At 69.7% G+C, this 19,166-nt stretch carries 17 protein-coding genes, 1 tRNA gene and 1 other RNA gene; 9 read left to right on the plus strand and 10 right to left on the minus strand.

The window, feature by feature from the left end; genetic code table 11:
- Positions 1-246 precede the first annotated feature (246 nt).
- Positions 247-1,071 (plus strand): hypothetical protein, encoded by an 825-nt coding sequence (locus ACFVW6_RS08610; protein ID WP_378824888.1) that lies wholly within the window; start codon positions 247-249, stop codon positions 1,069-1,071.
- Between the two features lie 77 nt (positions 1,072-1,148).
- Positions 1,149-2,429, plus strand: coding sequence for an ammonium transporter (locus tag ACFVW6_RS08615; protein WP_378824886.1), 1,281 nt, complete (start codon positions 1,149-1,151; stop codon positions 2,427-2,429).
- Positions 2,430-2,432: 3 nt separating this feature from the next.
- Here ACFVW6_RS08615 and ACFVW6_RS08620 read toward each other — a convergent pair whose 3' ends face one another.
- Positions 2,433-3,599, minus strand: a complete 1,167-nt coding sequence (locus tag ACFVW6_RS08620; protein WP_378824884.1) for a neutral zinc metallopeptidase — start codon at positions 3,597-3,599, stop codon at positions 2,433-2,435.
- Entirely contained in the window at positions 3,560-4,471 is a 912-nt protein-coding gene (locus tag ACFVW6_RS08625) for a neutral zinc metallopeptidase (RefSeq protein WP_355281009.1), read from the minus strand. Before ACFVW6_RS08625 ends, ACFVW6_RS08620 begins: the two co-directional genes overlap by 40 nt.
- A gap of 277 nt (positions 4,472-4,748) precedes the next feature.
- On the opposite strand from ACFVW6_RS08625, the gene ACFVW6_RS08630 reads away from it, so the two are divergent.
- On the plus strand, positions 4,749-6,374 hold the full coding sequence (locus ACFVW6_RS08630; RefSeq protein WP_355281010.1) for a DUF2207 family protein: 1,626 nt from the start codon (positions 4,749-4,751) through the stop codon (positions 6,372-6,374).
- A 61-nt stretch (positions 6,375-6,435) separates the two neighbouring features.
- Here the strand turns inward: ACFVW6_RS08630 and ACFVW6_RS08635 are convergent, their stop codons facing one another.
- The 3 genes from ACFVW6_RS08635 to ACFVW6_RS08645 all read right to left on the minus strand — a co-directional run bounded on the left by ACFVW6_RS08635 (position 6,436) and on the right by ACFVW6_RS08645 (position 9,492).
- Positions 6,436-7,716, minus strand: a complete 1,281-nt coding sequence (locus ACFVW6_RS08635; protein ID WP_355281012.1) for an ROK family protein — start codon at positions 7,714-7,716, stop codon at positions 6,436-6,438.
- 372 nt (positions 7,717-8,088) lie between these two features.
- Positions 8,089-8,808: a hypothetical protein gene (locus ACFVW6_RS08640; protein ID WP_378824881.1), complete on the minus strand. Its 720-nt coding sequence runs from the start codon at positions 8,806-8,808 to the stop codon at positions 8,089-8,091.
- Between the two features lie 105 nt (positions 8,809-8,913).
- Positions 8,914-9,492, minus strand: a complete 579-nt coding sequence (locus tag ACFVW6_RS08645) for an HhH-GPD-type base excision DNA repair protein (protein ID WP_355283963.1) — start codon at positions 9,490-9,492, stop codon at positions 8,914-8,916.
- Between the two features lie 79 nt (positions 9,493-9,571).
- Here ACFVW6_RS08645 and ACFVW6_RS08650 point away from each other — a divergent pair, with 79 nt between their 5' ends.
- Positions 9,572-10,378, plus strand: a complete 807-nt coding sequence (locus ACFVW6_RS08650; RefSeq protein WP_378824878.1) for a methyltransferase domain-containing protein — start codon at positions 9,572-9,574, stop codon at positions 10,376-10,378.
- A gap of 42 nt (positions 10,379-10,420) precedes the next feature.
- On the opposite strand, the gene ACFVW6_RS08655 is transcribed toward ACFVW6_RS08650, so the two are convergent.
- Together ACFVW6_RS08655 and ffs are read right to left on the minus strand one after the other, a co-directional pair.
- A complete protein-coding gene (locus ACFVW6_RS08655) occupies positions 10,421-11,713 on the minus strand; it encodes an aminotransferase class I/II-fold pyridoxal phosphate-dependent enzyme (RefSeq protein WP_378824876.1) in 1,293 nt (430 codons plus the stop codon).
- Positions 11,714-11,880: 167 nt separating this feature from the next.
- Positions 11,881-11,975: signal recognition particle sRNA small type (gene ffs / locus ACFVW6_RS08660), an RNA gene on the minus strand.
- A 102-nt stretch (positions 11,976-12,077) separates the two neighbouring features.
- Here ffs and ACFVW6_RS08665 point away from each other — a divergent pair.
- Positions 12,078-13,028, plus strand: coding sequence for a hypothetical protein (locus ACFVW6_RS08665; protein WP_378824874.1), 951 nt, complete (start codon positions 12,078-12,080; stop codon positions 13,026-13,028).
- 2 nt (positions 13,029-13,030) lie between these two features.
- Here the strand turns inward: ACFVW6_RS08665 and ACFVW6_RS08670 are convergent, their stop codons facing one another.
- Positions 13,031-13,582: a TetR/AcrR family transcriptional regulator gene (locus tag ACFVW6_RS08670; protein WP_378824873.1), complete on the minus strand. Its 552-nt coding sequence runs from the start codon at positions 13,580-13,582 to the stop codon at positions 13,031-13,033.
- A gap of 147 nt (positions 13,583-13,729) precedes the next feature.
- On the opposite strand from ACFVW6_RS08670, the gene ACFVW6_RS08675 reads away from it, so the two are divergent.
- Positions 13,730-13,817 (plus strand) — tRNA-Ser (locus ACFVW6_RS08675).
- 258 nt (positions 13,818-14,075) lie between these two features.
- Positions 14,076-14,495 (plus strand): DUF5994 family protein, encoded by a 420-nt coding sequence (locus ACFVW6_RS08680; protein ID WP_355283976.1) that lies wholly within the window; start codon positions 14,076-14,078, stop codon positions 14,493-14,495.
- A 1-nt stretch (position 14,496) separates the two neighbouring features.
- On the opposite strand, the gene ACFVW6_RS08685 is transcribed toward ACFVW6_RS08680, so the two are convergent.
- Positions 14,497-15,948: a threonine/serine exporter ThrE family protein gene (locus tag ACFVW6_RS08685; RefSeq protein ID WP_378824870.1), complete on the minus strand. Its 1,452-nt coding sequence runs from the start codon at positions 15,946-15,948 to the stop codon at positions 14,497-14,499.
- A 345-nt stretch (positions 15,949-16,293) separates the two neighbouring features.
- Between ACFVW6_RS08685 and ACFVW6_RS08690 the strand changes: the two genes are divergently transcribed.
- Positions 16,294-16,938: a helix-turn-helix transcriptional regulator gene (locus ACFVW6_RS08690; RefSeq protein WP_355283981.1), complete on the plus strand. Its 645-nt coding sequence runs from the start codon at positions 16,294-16,296 to the stop codon at positions 16,936-16,938.
- A gap of 265 nt (positions 16,939-17,203) precedes the next feature.
- Positions 17,204-17,674, plus strand: a complete 471-nt coding sequence (locus ACFVW6_RS08695) for a helix-turn-helix domain-containing protein (RefSeq protein ID WP_378824867.1) — start codon at positions 17,204-17,206, stop codon at positions 17,672-17,674.
- Here ACFVW6_RS08695 and ACFVW6_RS08700 read toward each other — a convergent pair.
- Positions 17,671-19,122 carry a wax ester/triacylglycerol synthase domain-containing protein gene (locus ACFVW6_RS08700; RefSeq protein WP_378824865.1) on the minus strand — a complete coding sequence of 484 codons (1,452 nt, stop codon included), beginning with the start codon at positions 19,120-19,122 and terminating at the stop codon, positions 17,671-17,673. The genes ACFVW6_RS08695 and ACFVW6_RS08700 overlap by 4 nt on opposite strands.
- Between the last annotated feature and the right edge of the window lie 44 nt (positions 19,123-19,166).

Here is a 19,166-nt window from a genome sequence, read left to right on the forward strand (position 1 = left end):
CGGCGGTTGATCCTGGTTGTGACGGAAATGCGTACCCGTTCCCCGATTGACAGCCCCTTTCCAGATGTAACGAAACAATCAATCGTCGTGACAGCAGCGCAAGCGCCTGGCTACCGTGGATCTCGGCAACTTCGGTGGCCAAACCTTCATCAGGTTGGTGACCCCGGCCGGTCCCTCATCCCGACCGGGGCACAACCTTCGCGCACCGTATCGCTCCCCCACCGCCGACCGGAGGAACGTTTCACCGTGCTGTCGTGTGATGACATCGCAGCCGCCTGGCTCGCCCACACCGACTTCGCCGGCGACCACGCCGCGGTCGGCCTGCTGAGCCGGGCGATCAGCCCCCAGGACTTCGACATCAAGCGCGATTCGCTGCCCGTCGCCGCCGCGGCGGACCCGGCGACCGCCGCGGCCATCCTGCAACTGCTCGAACGCGGGCAGGTGCCGACGATGGCGGCGATCCGCACCCTCACCGCGCAGAACGAGATGCGCCGCGAGGCCGAGCGGATCGAGCGTCTCGGCAGACGCGCCCAGCGCAGCATCGACGAGTTCGGCCGCATCCTGGCCCGGCTCGCCGCCGCCCACTGGACCGACCACGGCATCGGGCCGACCCGCCGCGACATCCTCGCCGACGCCGAGGTCTCCGAGCTCATCGCCGAGCGGGTCGGCGAGATCGCGCCGTCGGCGGTCAAGCATCTGTGGCTGATCGAGCGGGCGCAGCGCGCGGGCTGGATCGCCTCGAACGCGAACCCCGGTTCGCTGTGCCCGGCCCGCCGCTGGCACACCACCAAGTACGGCAATCGGGTCTCGCAGAAACCGGTCAACATGATCGGCAAGCTGGTCGCCGGGTTCGTCGTCGAGCACACCGCCGAGCGGGGCAGGCCGCCGAGCTGGGCCGCGCTGGCCAGGGACGCCCGCGACGATCGCGGCAGGCGGGTCTTCTTCGATGTGGCCGACGCGCACGCCCAGCGACGCTGGCTGATCACCGCCGAATGGCTCGCCGACGGCGATGACCTGCCCGTTCCCGGCAAGCGCGGCACCAGGGCGCTGGCGAAGGAAAACCGGGCCTAGAACCCGGGCGACACCAGCGCGGACGGTGAGCATTCGGTAATTTCCTTGCAACGCAATCACGCGTGAAAGGAGTTACCGTGCCCGCAACGATCGATCCTGCGGCCACCGCCTGGCTTCTCGCGGCTACCGCCATGGTGCTGTTGATGACGCCGGCGCTGGCCGTTTTCTACGGCGGGATGGTGCGCTCCACGGGCGTGCTGAACATGCTGATGATGAGCTTCATCGCGATCCCGCTGGTCACGGTGGTGTGGCTGGTCGCCGGGTACAGCCTGGCCTTCGGTGACGACGCGGGCGGCGGCCTGATCGGCAACCTCGAGCACGTCGGCCTGGCCGGGATCAATCCCGGCTCGGTGCGCGGCACGATTCCGGAGCTGCTGTTCGTCACCTTCCAGCTGACCTTCGCGATCCTCACCGCCGCGCTGGTCTCCGGCGCGATCGCCGACCGCGCCAAGTTCTCCGGCTGGATGGTCTTCGTCCCGCTGTGGACGCTGGCCGTGTACGCGCCGATCGCGCACTGGGTGTGGGGACCCGACGGCTGGCTGCTCGGTTTCGGCACCCTCGACTACGCGGGCGGCCTGGTCGTCGAGATCACCTCGGGCGCCTCGGCGCTGGCGCTGGCGCTGGTGCTCGGCCCGCGCATCGGCTTCAACATCGACGCCATGCGTCCGCACAATCTGCCGTTCGTGCTGCTCGGCGCAGGTCTGCTGTGGTTCGGCTGGTTCGGCTTCAACGCCGGGTCCGCGCTCGGCGCCACCGGCACCGCGGCGGCGGTCTTCCTGAACACCCTGGTCGCGGGCAGTCTCGGCATGCTCGGCTGGCTGATCGTCGAGCAGGTCCGCGACGGCAGGCCGACCACCTTCGGCGCGGCCTCCGGCGCGGTGGCCGGTCTGGTCGCGATCACGCCGTCCTGCGGCGTGATCAACACCCTCGGTGCGGTGCTCGTCGGCCTGGCGGCCGGTGTCGTGTGTTCGTTCGCCGTCGGCTGGAAGCACCGGGCGGGCTACGACGATTCGCTCGACGTGGTCGGCGTGCACTTCGTCGGCGGCATCGTCGGCACGATCCTGATCGGCCTGCTCGCCACCGAGGTGATGACCGGCGGGGTGAACGGCCTGTTCTACGGCGGCGGCTTCGCCCAGCTCGGCAAGCAGCTGGTCGGCGTGCTCGTGGTCGCGGCGTACGCGTTCGGGGTGTCGTTCGTGATCGGCAAGCTGATCGACAAGGTCATCGGGTTCCGCGTCAGCAAGGAAGACGAGACCGCGGGCATCGACTTCGCCCTGCACGCCGAGACCGCGTACGCCGAAGGCGTGCACGGGAGTTCGCCGCGTCGCTTCGGCGAGGGGCACTACGGGGGTCACTGACCCCTAGCTGACCTCGTCGGCCGGGGACAACCAGGTGTTGCATTCGAAATTGCGGTTCTTCGAGTACCCCTGGTTGTACCAATTGCCGTTGTGCTCAGGCGTTCCGTGATCGCGGTGGCGGCCGTTGCCGTCACCGCGGTTGTAGTTGTGCTTGACCGCGGCGTAGCCCTCCTGCGAGGTCCACGAACCGCCCGCCTCCGCCGAGCCGATGTACATGCCGCCGAAGCAGCTGGCCTGCAATTCCATTCGGCGTGAGGTCTCCAGCCCGCCCGCCGAGGTGGCGCCCTGCTCGCGGCGCTGATTCGACGAGGCCTGCAGCAGTCCGGTCAGGCCCTGCACGTGGTGGCCGTATTCGTGCGCGTACACCGACAGCGCCTCCATCGGCGGGTACGGCGTGTTGTGCAGGACCAGTCCGGCCGTCGACATGTAGATGGTGCTCGACGCACTGCAGTAGAACGCGTCGCTGGTGGCGCCGCCGCACGGCGAGGACAGCTCGGACGGATTCACCGCGACCTCGAGACCGGGGCTGCGGAACGGCAGGTTCGCCGCGGCCAGGTTGGTCCGCCACATCTGGTCGAGGCAGCCCTGCGCGGCCGCGAAGAAGGCCTTGGCCGTGGCCGCGTCGGTCGACCAGCGCGGCAGATCGCAGTCCATGTTCGGCAGGAACGCGCTGCTGTCGCGGAACAGCGGATGCTGGCCGAGCGCGATCACCGGTTGCGGCCCAGCGGGTTTCGTCGTCGTCGGCGCGGTGGTGCGGGCCGAGGTGCGCACGGTGGTCTGGGTCGTCGTGGTCGGTGCCGGAGTGGCCGAGCTGCTGTAGGTGAAACTCGGCGTCGTCGTCTTGGCGACGTTCTTCTTCGACGAGTCCTCCGACAGCGAGACCGCCGCGACCAGCAGCGCGCCGACGATCCCGCACACCGTCAGTACGGTGAGCAGCGACCCGAACCAGCCGCCACCACCTCGGCGCGGCGGCGGATACCCCTGCGGCGCATAGCCGTACGGCGGCGGCAGCGGGCGCGGGTACATCGGCTGCTGGTAGGACGCGGGGTACCCGTAGGGCGGCTGCCCCTGCTGCGGATATCCGTAGGGCGCCCCGGGTCCATAGGGTCCGGGCGGTTGGGACAGGACGATCAGCTCACTTCGCTCGCGGCGGCGGTAAAGGTGTTGCACTGGGAGGTGAGGTTGCGCTGCAACCCGGCCTCGAACCACTGCCCACCGTGCTCGGAGGTGCCGTGATCGCGCATGTCGCCCGGGCCGTCACCGCGGCCGTAGGAGTCCTTGGTGGCGACGGTGACCTGCGAGGCCGACAGCGAACCGCCGCCCTTCGACGACGCGATGAACATGCCGTCGAAGCAGTTGGCCTGCAACTCGACCCGGCGCGAGAGCTCGAGCCCCTTGGGCGAGCGGGCGCCCGCGTCGACGCGTTCGGAGTTGGCCTTGCGCAGGATGCCCGACTGGGCCTGCACGTGGTGGCCGTACTCGTGCGCGAACACCGACAGGTAGACGACCCAGTTGTCGCGGAACTGATCGGTCTGCAGCTGGCTGATCGGCATGTAGATGGTCTTGTTCGCCGCGCAGTAGAAGGCGGCGAAGTTGCTCGTCGACCCGGTGCACGGCGTGGTGATGCCCGCGGTGGTCGCGGTGACGCTCAGCGTCGGCGACTCGAACGGCAGGTTGTTGGCCGCCAGCAACGGCTTCCAGGCCGCCTCCAGGCAGGTCGCCGCCGATTCGAAGAAGGCGCGCGCCTTTTCGACCTGGGTGCCCCACGGCGCGTAGTCGCAGGACGCGGGCACCAGGGTGCCGTCGGCGTCGGTGAGCAGCGGATTGTCGCCGGTGGCCGCGGGCGCGGTGCCGGGCTGCGGGGTGTAGGTGGTGCTCGGCTTCGGGCCGATCGCGCCGATGCCCGCGTCGAGGCCGGTGCTGACGGCGAACTTCACCAGGCCGCCGACCACGAGGAAAACGACGACGAGGAACAGCGAGGTCAGGCCGCCGCGGCGTTTGCGCGGCGGCGGGGTCGGCCTGCCGGGCGGGCCGTAGGGCATCGGCGGCGGCCGGTAGCCGGACGGCGGACCGTAGCCCTGTCGCGGTCCGTAGCCCGGTGGATAACCTTGCGGCTGTTGATAACCGGGCGGCCCATAACCGGGTTGCGGTCGATATCCCGGGGGCTGCCCATAGCCAGGGGGCGGCGGAACCGGTCGTCCACCTGGACCGACCGGGCCATAACCGTACGGTGGTTGGGTCACGCCCCCGTACCCCCTCGTCTCGTGAGTCGCCGACAGCCGCTGACGCAGAATAGCAAGCTGTCTAGAGTAAGCAGCCATGCTGACTTTTCGGGGGGGCGCCGCAGGCGCGCTGCTGCTCGCTTCGGCGGGATTGCTCGCGGCCGCGCCGGTAGCCCACACGGAGCCCGCGCCGGCCGGCGTCACGATCACCGCCGATCTCACCCTGACCGATGACGGTGTGCTCCAGGTCACCGAGACCGTCGGGGTGCCCGCCGACGGCAACTTCACGATGTCGCTGCCGTTGCGCCTGAAGGTCGGCGACGACGTCGAGCGCGTCTTCAAGGTCACCGATGTCACCGCGAGCGGCGCGGGCACCGCCACCACGGTCAACGACCAGTTCGTCGTCGAGGCGAAGCCAGGTGAATCCAAGTTCACCTATTCGGTGCACAACACCGTCTCCGACGCGCCGGGCACCCAGGTGTTCCACTGGCTCGGCGTGATGAACGCCGACATCGCCGCGCTCGACGTGTCGGTGATCAGCCCCAGCTATCAAATGGGCATCGTCGACTGCAAACTCGGCCCGGCGGGCAGCCCCAAGCCGTGCGCCGATGTGCACACCGAACCCGACGGCGTGCTGTACCTGAGCCAGCGCGACCTGCGTAAGGGCGATGCGATCGACCTCACCCTGCAGCTGCCGCCCGGCACCGTGCCCGCCAACGCCGATGTGCGCGGCGGCGACTCGGACAACTTCTTCGCCTTCACCACCCCGGTGCTCGCCGCGTTCGGCGCGCTGCTGCTGGCGCTGGCGGCGATGATCGCCTACGTGCTGACCGCGAGGAAGCGCGCCGCGGCGGCGCTGGCTGGCAGCGACACCTTCCAGCCGATCGTCCAGCAGGGCGGCCGGGTGGACTTCACCTCCCCCGACGGCGTGCTTCCCGGTGAGGCCGGTCTGCTGCTCGACGAGCACGTCGACCCGGTCGACATCGCCGCCACCGTCGTCGATCTCGCGGTCCGGCGCTACATCTGGATCACTCCGGTGAACGCGCGCGGTGAGGACGACTGGCGGATCAGCCGGGTCAACGCGCCCGACGATCAGCTGCGCGACTACGAGCGCACCGTCTACGACATGCTGCTGCCCGAGGGCACCGACACCGTCGCCGTGCGCGAGCTGCGCGCGCCTGGCCGGATGCAGCTCGACCCGATCCGCGCCGCGATGCGCGCCGACGCGGTCGCCACCGGCGCCTTCGCCGACCCGAAGCAGCGCGCGCTCCCCCGCTGGATCGGCGGCGCGCTGATCGTCCTCGGCGTGATCGCCACCGTGGTGCTCGCGCTGACCTCCGGGCACGCGCTGGTCGGCGTCGCGATCGCGCTGGCCGGTGTGGCCGCGATCCTGCTGCCGAACTACCTGCCGACCAGGACCACCCTCGGCGACACCGTCGCGGGCCGGGTGCGCGCCATGCAGCGCGGCCTGGATACCGTGGCCCGCGAACAGATCCCGCCGATCGATCAGGAGACGGTGTTCTCCCGCGCCCTGCCGTACACGGTGATCAGTGGCCGGGCCGACAACTGGATCCGCGCCTTCCGCGACATGGACCCGTCGGCCGATTCCCAGCCGGGGCTGTACTGGTTCGCCGGCTACGACCGCGACCGCAACCTGCACCGTTTCGCCGCGCAGTTCCCGTTCTTCATCACCGCGCTGGAAGGCGCGTTCAACCCCCGCTGACGAACGCCGAACGGCCGCTTCGACTGTGTCGAGGCGGCCGTTCGTTTGTCCGAGGTTCCGCTCAGATCCGGCGGATGGCCGCCAGCGGGTCGGCGTAGAGCGCGCTGAGCGAGGTGACGACGGCGGCGAATTCCTGCACCTTGCCGCCGAATCCGCTGATCCGGATGTCGGTGGGCGGGAGCTGGGTGCTCTGGGTGAAGGCCCTGGCGACGTGCGGCAGCGCGGGGCGGTACCCGGTGAACGCCTGGCCGCCGAGGACGACGCGGTCGGGGTTGAGCATGTCGCGGACCAGCGCGACGGTCTGCCCGAGCATCGTGGCCCGCTCCGCGAGCAGTTCCCGCGCGCCGTCGGACCCGGACTCGGCGGCCCGGTACAGGTCGGCGATGGTGGTGCCCGCGGTGCCGTTGTGCGCGGGGATGATGCCGCGGCCGACGGCCCTTGCCTGCAGCGCGCGATCGCCGACGGTCACTTCCAAGCAGCCGCGACGGCCGCAGGTGCACTGCACGTCCGAGCCGGTGGGCAGGTGCGCGATGGAACCGGGGCCGTTGTTCGGGGTGTGCACGCGGCCGTCGAGGGTGACGGCGATGCCCGCGGTCTCGCGGACGTAGAAGTAGAGGCTGCTGCCGTTCTGGGTGGCGGGCAGTTCGGTGTCGGGCTCGGGCCTGCGCGCGTCGAAGGTCGGCAGCAGCAGCTCCGAGGCGGCCATCGCCTCGACGTGCGGCGCGACCGAGACCGGCAGCTCCAGCACGTCACCGAGCACCTGACCGATCGGGGCGCCCTTCCATTCCAGCTTGGGATGGTCGACCACCCCGGTGTGCGAATCGACGCGACCGCCGATGGCGACACCCGCCCACAGCGGGGTGCGCCGGTGCCAGCGCTGCAGGAACGCCTTGGCACTGCGAGCGACGGTGGTGACCGCGAACTCCTGGCCGGTCTGCGGGGTCGCGATGGCGAGGCCACCCAGAATCCGGCCGCGCAGATCGGCCGCGACGATCTTGGTCGCCGCGGCACCGATGTGGATGCCGAGCGTGAGGTAGGCGTCGTGGTCGATCTCGAACGGCACGCGGGGCCTGCCGACCGCGCCGGCAGCGGTCAGGTCGGGCCGCTCGCGCAGCAGACCGGCCGAAAGCAGGGAGGCCACCTGGCGATTCACGGTGGCGATGCTCAGACCCGTTGCCCGCGCGGCATTGTCGCGCGAGACCGGGCCGGAGGCGGCGGTCCGCAGCACGGCGGCGGCGGGGTTGTCGCTACGGCGCAGTTCCGGGGCGACGACGGGGCGGGAAACCCGAGGACGACCGGCGCCCGCCCGAGCGGCGGGGCGATCGATGATGGGAGTAGACATATGAAGTTCCTTGCTGAAATCCCGTTGTCCCAACGGAATTGCCGACACGTATGGCGTGGCAGCTCGCGAGCCGCAGAAGGCTCAGCTGCAGCATCAGGAACGACAAAGTTCACGCGTCAACGGCAACCGCAAGCCGAGAGCGGCGGTCACGTAGGTGACCCGCTTGGCGAGAAGATGGTTGCCGGACATAACAATCAAGTTAACACCTAACCCGGACCCATCCAAGCCGAACCGGCGGATTGTGTCGCGACGCACAACGTTTCCGCAGGTCAGAAGGGCGCGACGGGCGCGCAATGCAGATTCCGGTCTACCCGGGCAGACGACAGAACCCCTCCGGAACCGTGGTTCCGGAGGGGTCGCTGAGCCGGGTGACTACTTGGCCGGCGAGGGGGCCGGAGTCGGGTACGGCTGGGTGATGGTGATGAAGTACTGGATCGCGGCACCGATCGCGACCGGGGCGGTCACGAAGATCTGACCCGCGATGACGCCGAGGGCACCGATCGTGGTGGCACCCACGACGCAACCCGCGATCGGGCCCGCGCCGAACAGCGCCAGCAGCACACCGGTCGCGACGAGGCCGGCACCGGCACCCGCGATGCAACCGACGGCAGCGCCGCCGAGGCCACCGACCAGGGTGCCGATGGTGGCACCCAGGGAGATGGTCTGGGTCAGACGCGACCAGGCGGCCTGCTCACGCTCGTACTCGTTCTTCCAGGGAGCCTGGTTCTCGAACGGCAGGGCGACGGGCTTGTAGACGGCCTTGGAGGCGTCGTAGACCGGGCTCAGGGTGGCCTTGTTGCCCGAGATCTCGGCCGCGATGGGCAGCTCGAACTCGTCCAGGCGGAAGGTCAGCGGGGTACCCGCGACGGTGGTGCCGTTGGCGGCCTTGACCTTGAAGGCGCCGTCCTCGACAACGAGCGAACCCGCGTCAGTCGTGATGACAGCCTTCGAATCCTCGACCACCTCGGCCGAGTAGTTGATCACGTCGGCGCCCTCGTCGGCCGGCGCCGGAGCCGCGTAGGAGGTGCCCGCAGCAACACCGGTTGCCATGGTCACGAGCGCCGCGACCACGGCGAGCTTCCTCATCTTCATAAAACTGCCAATCCCTCATCGGTTGTCGATCTGTTCGAGAAGCCAGCTTCGAGCAGACGACCACCGATGACGAGGGAAAAAAGCAGGCAGATCGTAACTAAGAATTCACCCGGCGGATTTCGCGGCGGCCTTGGCCTGCTTCTTGAATTCCCTTACTTCGGCGAGGGTTTCGGCGTCGACGACATCGGCGACCGAGCGGCGCGAGCCCTCGTCACCGTAGGAACCGGCGGCTTTTCGCCAGCCATTGGGATGTACGTCACGTTGCTTGCCGAGCAGCGCCAGGAAGATCTTGGCCTTCTGCGCGCCGAAGCCCGGCAGGTCTTGCAGCCTGCGCAGCACCTCCTTGCCGTCGGGATCGCCGCTGGTCCAGAGGTTGGCGGGCACGCCGTCGTAGTGCTCGATGACGTACTGGGCCAGCGCCTGCGCCCGGCGGGCCATCGAGCGGCCGTAGCGATGGATGGCGGGCGGGGTGGCGGCGAGCTCCTCGAATTCGGCCGGATCGGCCTCCGCGATCCGGCGCAGATCGAATCCGCCCATGCGCTCGGCGAGTTTGCGCGGCCCGCGAAACGCGTGCTCCATCGGATACTGCTGATCGAGCAGCATGCCGAGCAGCAACGCGAAATCATCGGTGCTGAGGAGTTCGTCGGCCTCGGCCTCCTGCGCGAGACACAGCGTTCGAGTCATACATTCATCGTGACACATTTCACTAGTAGCCTCTGGATCCATGCTCCCGAGGACTGCAGCTTCCACGATGGCGGTAAGTATGACCGACTACACCCCTCGCCCTGACCGCTTCGATCAAGCGGGCCGGGACCAACTGATCGACGCCCACGACCTGGAGGTCACCCAGCCCGGGATGCGCAGGCTACGCGCCTGGAGTCACGCCGCGCTGGCCCTGCAACCGGGCGAGAGCGCCCTCGACATCGGCTCCGGCACCGGCTCGGAGGTGTTCGTCTTCGCCGACGCCGTCGGCCCGACCGGCACCGCCGTCGGCGTCGAACCCGACCTCAACCTGCTCACCTCGGCCCAGCGCCGCGCCGGTGAGCGCGAGTCGACGGCGACCTTCGCCACCGGCGACGCCTACGGCCTGCCGTTCGGCAACGAGAGCTTCGACGCGGTGCTCTGCGAACGCGTCTTCCAGCATCTGACCGCGCCCGCCCGCGCCGCGGCCGAGATCGCCCGCGTGCTGCGGCCGGGTGGCCGCGCGGTGGTGGTCGACAGCGACTGGGCCACCTCGATCGTGCATCCGGGCGACCCGCGGGTGGTCGGCGCGGTGATCGACACCCTGATCTCCTCGACCACGAACCCGCTGTCCGGGCGCAGGCTGGCCGGGCTGCTCAGCGGCGCCGGACTGGTCGTCGACGAGATCGGCTCGCACGCGCTGGTGCAGGACCGCAGCGTCGGCGCGGGCGCGCTGGTCAGCCGGATCGCCGGGCTGGCGGTGCTGCGCGGGGTGATCACCGAGGCCGAGCACGCGCGGCTGATCGCCGACCTGCAGGCAGGCGCCGATCGCGGTGACGTCCACGTCTCGGTGACGATGTTCGGCGTGCTGGTGCACAAGCCGAGCTGAGCCGAGGGCCGGGCGCGTCGGCACGCGCCCGGCCTCGCTCGCTCAGTGCTCCGCGAGCAGCTTCTCCGTCGCCGCGAGCAGCACGCAGGTCGCCAGCCCGTCCATCGCCTTCTCCAGCTCCGGCAGCTGCGGGAAGGAGGGGGCGATGCGGATGTTCTTGTCGTCGGGGTCCTTGCCGTACGGGAAGGCCGAGCCGGCGGCGGTGAGGGCGATGCCCGCGTCCTTGGCCAGCGCGATCACCCGCGCGGCCGTGCCGTCGAGCACGTCGAGGCTGATGAAGTAGCCGCCCTTGGGTTCGGTCCAGGACGCCACCTTGGACGCGCCGAGCCGGTCCTCGAGGATCCGGCGCACCAGCGCGAACTTCGGCTCGAGCAGCCTGCGGTGCTTCTGCATGTGCTCGCGCACGCCCTCGGCGTCGGTGAAGAAGCGCAGGTGCCGCAGCTGGTTGAGCTTGTCGGGGCCGATGCTCTTCTTCGACGCGTGCCCGAGGTACCAGTCGAGGTTGGCCTTCGAAGCGCCGAAGAAGCTCACGCCGGCGCCGGCGAAGGTGATCTTGGAGGTGGAGGCGAACACCAGCGGGCGGTTCGGGTTGCCCGCCGCCGCGGCCATGCCGAGCACGTCGAGCACCGGCGCCGCGGTGTCGGTGAGCGGGTGCACCGCGTAGGCGTTGTCCCAGAACAGCCGGAAGTCCGGCGCGGCGGCCTTCATCGAAACCAGCTCGCGGACAACCTCTTCGGAGAAGACGGCGCCGGTCGGGTTGGCGTAGTTGGGCACCGCCCACAGGCCCTTGATCTGCGGGTCGTCGGCCAGCAGCGCCGCGATGGCCCTGGTGTCGGGGCCGTCGTTGTTCATCGGGACGGCGATCATCTCGATGCCGAGTGCCTCGGTGATCGCGAAGTGCCGGTCGTAGCCGGGGGCCGGGCACAGCCACTTGATCGTCTCCTCCGCCGCCCAGCGGCGCGGGGAGTCGGGAGTGCCGTAGAGCATCGCGAAGACGATGTTGTCGTGCATGAGCTCGAGGCTGGCGTTGTTGCCCGCGATCAGCTGCTCGACCGGGATGCCGAGCAGTTCACCGAAGATGGCGCGCAGCTCGGCCAGGCCGTTGAGGCCACCGTAGTTGCGGCAGTCCACACCCGACCCGTCGCGGAAGTCGCCGTCGCCCGGGAGGGAGAGCAGCGACGCGGATAGGTCGAGTTGTTCCGGCGAGGGCTTACCTCGGGTGAGGTCCAGGGTGAGCTTCTCGGTCTTGAGCGTCGCGTAATTCGCGGTCTGGGACTCGTGCTCGGACACGAGTTCCGCGTGGCTCATCAAACCGATCTGCGTTTGCCGGGGCATCCTGGGCAGCCTTTCGAAGCAGCAAGGTGGGTGGTGCACGCTGCGCGTGCCGACACCCGCAACGTTACCCGGCGGTTGCTCGGAATCGGTGGGGTATCCGGGCCGAATCAGGCTCGCACGCTGCGAAGGTGCGTAGGCGGATCGATCCGGCGGGGGTCCCCGAAAAATAAAGGGGACCCCGCGCACCCGGCAGAGCCCGTTGACCCTTGCTGCCTTCCGGCCCTGGGGGAGTTCACAGGATGCGCGCCGCGCGGGATCCGTCGGCCAGTGTAGCGGTTCGATGTGCCCCTCGCAGCGGGGGGTCGATACGATCGCGTCGAATCGACGGGGCTTGTCCCGTATCGAAACCGGAGGGGGCCGAACCATGACGAATTCCCAGCAGGGATCCGGCGAGCAGCCTGGACAGTCGGATCCGACCGTGCACTGGTGGTCGACGCCCGGCAACGCGGGCGCCGATCCCACGGTGTTCAATCCGGCCGCCGACCAGCCGCAACCGGGGTACGGCCACCCGGCGCAGCCGCAGCCCGCCTACGGCCCGTACCCCTCCGTCCCGAGCGCGCCACAGGCCGGTTATCCACAGCAGCCGCCTCCCCCGTACGGCCCCGGCTACCAGCAGCCCGCCTACGGGATGCCGCCCCGGCCGTCCGGGAACAAGAACGGGCTGATCATCGCCGGCGTCGTCGGGCTGCTCGCGGTGGTCAGCATCGGTGTCGTCGGCGTCGCGGTCGCCACCCGCGACGACCCGTCCGACCCGCTGACCTCGATGGAGAACGACCGCAAGAAGAAGATGGAGGGCAACTACGCGATGACCTCCATCTCCAACGCCTGCTCGCTCATCGACCCGACGGTGCTGAAGAAGTGGTCCTCGGACCCCAAGGGCAGCCCGGAGCACAAGGAGACCCAGCCCACCAGCTCCACCGGCGGCAGGCTCTCGTGCACCGCGGACTACTCGAGCAAATCGCCCCGCAGCAAGTACCAGACCAACGACGCCGAGATCGACCTGGACGTCGAATTCAACGACGCCTACGGCGACCCCTCCTACACCCGGTGGAAGGAATACGACACCGGCACTTCGGGTTCGGGCCTCGCCTCGGGCCCGGTCACCGGGATCGGCGCGGAGGGGTACTGGAAATCCGAGACGCGTGACGTCGTCGGCCCGCGGCTGACCTACACCGTCGCCGTCGCCGACAGCAATGTCTCGGTGAAGGTGCAGATCACCCTCTCGCGGGCCGAGGGCGAGACCATCAATACCGACGAGGTCGCCACGGTCGCGAAAGCCCAGGCGCAGAAGGCGCTCACGGGGCTGAAGAAGTAGCCTCAGCGCGGCTCGAACAGCAGGTCGGCGGCGCGGGCCAGCACCTGGGTGCGGGTGCGGCCCTGGTGGTCGGCGGCCAGGAAGTGCCCGCCGATCACCGCGCAGAAGGCGAGCAGGCTGCGGGCCTCGACCTCGTCGGGGTCGGCGCAGAAGGCGCCGATCGTCTCGCGCAGCAGGTCCATTCGGCGATTGTCGACCCGGCGCAGACGCGCGGCGACGTCGTCGTCGCGGCGGGCCCAGTCGCGGATCGCGAGGTCGATGGGCAGTAGCCGGTCGCTGGAGAAAGTGAGTACACCCGCCAGGCGGGCTTTGGCCTTCGGGTCGCCCGCCCGCTCGACCTGTTCGAGCACCTGGTCGACCGCCTCGCGCTCCCACTGCTCCAGCATCGCCACGAGCAGGGCGTCCCGGTCGGCGAAGTAGCCGTAGAACCCGCCCTTGGTGACGCCGATGCGCTTGGCCAGCGCCTCGACCCGGACCGCGTCGACGCCGGCGGCGGCCAGCACGGCCAGCCCTTCCTCGACCCAGCGCTCCCGGGGAGTTCGCGCGGTACCCACGACGTGTTCCACCTCATATCGCCTCGGCCGGACCGCCGGATGAGCGGCCGGAGCAACCAGTGTACGGAGCCGTATAGTCTCCCGATCCGCCCTGACCGACCCGACCCGTTTTTACACCGGGGCACCGGGACCGCTATGCTGCTCCACGGAGGATTCGCCTAGTGGCCTATGGCGCTCGCCTGGAACGCGGGTTGGGTTAACGCCCTCAGGGGTTCAAATCCCCTATCCTCCGCCACAGCAGGGCCCTGATCGGTTCGCCGGTCGGGGCCCTGTTCGTTTAATCGGTGGATCTGTCGGTGGGCTTCCGTAGAGTGAGCCCCGATGGTGCGGGAAACCCCCACCAACCCACCCGCCGGTGTCGCCGCCGTCCCAGATGTGTGCGTGCCGACACAGCGGAGTGGGTACCCATCCCCAGTGCCCGTCCGTAAACGGACGGCGTGCGCCGGTCGATTGTTCTTCGACGGCGCCCCAGACTTCAGGAAGAAAATTCGTAGTGACTACATCACCTGACACGAGCATCGGCCGCGACGCGTCCGGGCCGATCCGGCTGATGCTGCGTGAGCGACATGCCATCACGGGCCCGATCGACGGCGCCTGGTGGCCGCGCACCGACCAGCCGATGACCGAACTGCACCAGCTGGTGCAGGCGGTCTCGCCGCGGATCGGCAAGCTGGCCAGGCTCGGATTCGATTGGCATGCCACCGAATCCGAGGCGTCGGCCGAGCAGGCCTCGCGCATCATGCATCTGGTGGGCAGCAACGGCGCCGACCTCGCGCTGCTCGTCATCCCCGCCTCGACCGAGGCACCCGCGGCGCGCAGTCAGATGCGCTGGGCCGCGGGCAAACCACGCGTCCAGGACCCAGCGCCCGCCGAGACGGCGGCCGATGGGCCGCGCACCCTCGTCCAGACCTGATTCATCGATCGCTGGTGTAGGTCGGGTCGAAGTCGCGCGGCGCGCCACGGCGGCTCAGCAGGCGGTCGAACCATTCGCCCAGGATGACGCCCGCGGCCAGCGCGCACCCCACACCGAACGCGCCGAGGATCTGCCCGAACCCGAGCAGCGTCTCGTCCTCGAGCAGCGCGTACAGGCCGCGATACACCTTCAGGCCCGGCAGCAGCGGCGTGATGCCCGCGACCGCGACGACCAGCGGCGGCGTGAGCGCGCGGCGGGCCATCAGACCACCGGCCAGACCGATCAGCGTGGCCGCCATCCCGGAGGCGACCACCGGACCGAACCCGATGTCCTGGGCGACGAGGTAGGCCACGGTGCCCGCCGCGCCGCTCAGCCCGGCCGCGAACAGGGCCCGGCGTTCGGCGTAACAGGCCATCGCGAAGGCGATCGCGGCCACCGCGCCCGCGCTCAGTTTGATCGCCAGGAACTCGGTGTCGCGGCCCGCGCTGTCCGCGATCTCCGGCACCGCGATCCCGAGCATGGTCGAAACCCGCAGGGCCAGGCCGATACCCGCGACGATGCCGCCGGTCATCATCACCACTTCGAGCATGCGCGCGGCCGCCGTGATCGGCGCGCCGGTGATGGCGTCCTGCACCGAACCGACCAGCTGCTGCCCGGACAGCAGCACCGTGATGCCCGCGGCGACGATCAGCGCGGCGTCGGCCCGCCAGTGATCACTGATCGCGGCGAGCGCGATGGCGGGCGCGGCGGCGATGACACCTCCGACCAGATGCTGGAAGAAGATCGGCAGGCCGAGCTGGTGCAGCGCCCGGTTGACCACGTCGATCAGCGCCGTGGTCGCGAAACTGATGACGGCGAGCAGCGCGCCGCCGCCGAGCAGCACCGCGATGGCCGCCGCCAGCAGGGACCAGCCCATCGTCGAGACCCAGCGCGGATACGGGTGCGCCCCGGAGACGATCTCGTCCAGCGCGGCGTGCGCCTGGTCGACCGGGACGACCTGGCTGCGGATCCGCCGGGTCAGCCGGTCGACCGCGGCCAGCCGGGTGAAGTCGAGCGAGCGGTACTTCACCACCCGCATATCGCTGGCCGGGGGCAGGCGCGGGCCGCGATCGGCCCAGATGCGGATGGCGTCGAAGGTGACGTCGATATCGCATTTGTCCAGGCCGTAGGTCGAGGCGATGAAGCGGACCTGCGCCGAGGTGTCGATGACACCGGTACCGGCGGCGAGCACCACCTCCCCCACCCGCACGGCGAGGTCGAGCACCTGCGACACCTCGGCGTCGTCGGTGAGGTCGATCGGTTGCAGCGGGGTGGGGGCGATGGTGATGTTGTCGGCCGTGGCGCGCTGCGAGGGCAGCACGAACGGGCGGCGCAGTCGCCACCATCGCGAGCGCGGCCCTGGACGGGCGGTGATCGTGTCGCCGTCGCCTTCCATTGCCGGGTCCGCACTCATACTCTCGACCGTAACGGCGTTCGAGGCCGGTTCGCCGTCTCGCAACGAGTTCGTCAACGTGTCGTCTGCCGCACGCGGCCGATCTCAGATGTCCTCGATCAGCCCGGTGCTGTAGGCCGTGGCCGCCAGGTGCTGGAGGCAGCGCGGACCGCAGCCGTCGTGCTGAGTCAGCACGAAACGAGCCTGCTGAAGCGAGAAGATGGGAGAATCGGCCACGCAGTCGGCATGCGCGGCGCGCCAGCGGTCTTCGCGACCACGGGTGGCGGCCCGCGATGTGGGCGGGTCTGGTGCGGATGTGTCCAGCAGGGTGTGACGGTAGGGGCCGGCGATGGAGGCGATGACTGTATGAACACCGGGACGGGGAAGGTGATCCAGGAGCGGCGGCGGTTGCTCGGGCTCTCGCAGCCCGCGCTCGCGACCGCGATCGGGGTGAGCTCGCGACAGATCACCCGGTACGAATCGGAGGAACAGTCGCCGACGCTGCCGGTGGCGATCCGGCTGGCCGACGCGCTGCAGATCTCGCTCGCCGAGCTGGCGGGCATCGTCGACAACCGGATCGATCTGGCGGGCCGCTGGTGGGCAGCCTGGCAGAAAGCGGCGCACCACGGCGACGAGGTCGAGGTAACGCCGGTGACGATCCGGCACGAGGGCGACCACCTGCTCATCGACTCGGCCGCCGAACCCGCTGCCGCGCAGGACGACCCGGCCGCGCAGATGCGCGGCGAGATGCGGGTGTGGGACGGTGACGCGCTCACCGGCTGGGTCCGTGGCATGGATGTCGCGCGGCCGATCGGCACCATCTACTACTCGCTGCACCCCCAGGGTGCTCATGCGGTCGGCTCGTGGACGACGAAATCCGGCCCCGACGGTGTCGTCCGCGGCTGGAGCGCGCTGGCCAGGGAGAAGTCCGACGCCGAGAAGCTCCTGTCGGAACTGGTCCGCACCGACGGCACGGTCGAGTCGTGGCCGGGGAGTTCACGCTCGGCCTGAAGCCGGCGCAGGATGTCGCCGACGGTCGGCCGCCCCGGCTCCACGGGTGGCAGCAGTAGCAGGTAGCGGGTCAGCGCTCCGAACACGAACAGGCCCACAGCAATCCACAGGTAGATGTCCATCTGTCCCCTCCGAACCAGTCGGTACTACGCGGGTGGCGCGGTATGGTGGTGTCGAAGCCACCGCAGCAAAGTATGGTCGTCGTCAAGACCTTTTGGACAGCAAAAAGCGTCTACAAACGTCTACAGTTCGCTACGGTGTGTCCATGTCCAGTCGGGGCGAGCAGGGGAACGACGAGATCACCGTCGTCGGGGCACGTTTGCGACAGCTCCGCGAGGAAGCCGGACTATCCCTGACCGCGCTGGCCACCCGCGTCCCGTACAGCCGGGCGGCCCTCGGCCACTACGAAACCGGCACGCGCGCAGCGTCATCCGAGGTGATCGACTGGTACGAGCGAGTGCACGCCCAAGCGGCACCCGCGCTCCCCGGCACCAGGCGCCGCGACCCGCGCGCCGCCGACACCGCGCTGGCCCGCGCCATCGCGGCCGGTCGCGGCACCACCCGCCCGCTCATCGAGATCGATCGACCACACCGGGGCGACAACGGAACCGGCTTCTTCTGCCCCTTCCGCATCGACGGCCTGATCGAAGGCGAGGCCGCGGGCACCGACGCCGCCACCGCACTGCACTCGGCCCTGCGCGCCATCGGCGTCGAGCTGGACCGCGGGCGCGACTAGCCGCGCTCGTTCGCGCGATGCGCCGCGACCACCGCGTCCAGCGATTCGGCGAGCAGGGCGAGATACCGGTCCGGATCGGGCAGCACGCGCACATCCGAATGCACCGACAGCGCGATGGTTTCGCCGATGCCGTGCACGCCGTGGGTCAGGTGCATGACGGCGCCGAGAGCGGGGAACCCACCGGTGAACAGGACGGGAGCGCCGGCGAAGGTGAGGTCGGCGTCGCCGCGGTAGACGCTGGAGACCACGGTGTTTCCGTCCAGGGCGGCTGGCACGCTGTCCAGATCGGCCCTGGCGACATCGCGGGCGGCGAAGACGGCCGGGACGGTCGCGCCGACCCGATCCTGGACGGCGAGTAGTGGATTCAGCGCGCGCTCCCGGCGGGTCGCGAGGTCGTCGGCGATCAGCCCGGCGCGGACGGCCAGATCGGGTTCGTCGATGTGCAGGTCGATCGACAGGCCGCGGTAGTGGTTGCGGGCCGCGCCGGGGCCGGGCAGCGCCATCGGCAGGGCGGTGCCGAGGCGGTCGGGGTGCTCGCCGCGCTCGGCGAGGTAGGCGGCGAGCGCGCGGGAAACCGCCGTCAGGGCAACGACTGTCACGGTACGGCCGGGGACCCGGATCCGCGCCGCGTCGACGACGAGCAGGCGAACCCGGTGGTCGAACACCCCGACGGGGGCACTCGGATTCAGTGGGTTCGGCGCGAAACCGGTGGTGGGCGCCGGTACCGCACCCGCGGCGGTGCGGTCGGCGAGCTCGCGCTGGGCCAGTTGCGCCGCGCGTCCCCGGCGAGCGGTGGTCACCAGCTGCCGGGGAAACCGCAGCACCCCAGTCACTCTCGGACCGGCGGCCCGAGTGGTCCATGCACAGATTTGTCCCCAGTAATCCACAGGCCGGGTAGGAGTTTTCACAGGCTCGACCGGGGGATCTTCCGAGTTGTCCACAGGCACACCGGGAGAGCTGGGGATAACTTCGCGCACCGGCGACGGAGCGAACAATGCGCGCGCGAGAGCGGCCGCCCCGGTGCCGTCGGCCAGGGCGTGCGACACCTGTAGCACGACGACGAGCACGGGCCCCGACGCCGCGGGCGCATCCAGGACAGCGCGGAAAACGTGGATGCGCCAAGGACTTTCGGTGCCGTCTACGCCGGTACCCAGCAGTTCGCCGACGCGGTCGAGCAGCGCGGGCCACCGGAGCCCATCGGGACGGTGGTACACGAATTGCTGGGACGTGAATTCGGCGGGCTCCCACCGCGGATAGTCGAGGTTGCCCGGAATCTCCCGAATCCGGATCCGCAGATCCGGAATGCGCGCCGAACGGTCGGCGATGAAAGCGCGGAGTTCGTCTGCGCTGCTGTCGTTTTCGGCGAAACAGTAGAGCAGGAACACATCATTGGCGCCGCGGCGCGACAGCCAGAACATCGTCGCGTCACGCGCGGCCATCGTGGTCATCCGGCCACGATAGGCCACACCACTGAGAAGGCCCCGAGTCCTAC

The sequence above is a fragment of the Nocardia sp. NPDC058244 genome (genome assembly GCF_042882065.1).
Taxonomy (GTDB): Bacteria; Actinomycetota; Actinomycetes; order Mycobacteriales; family Mycobacteriaceae; genus Nocardia.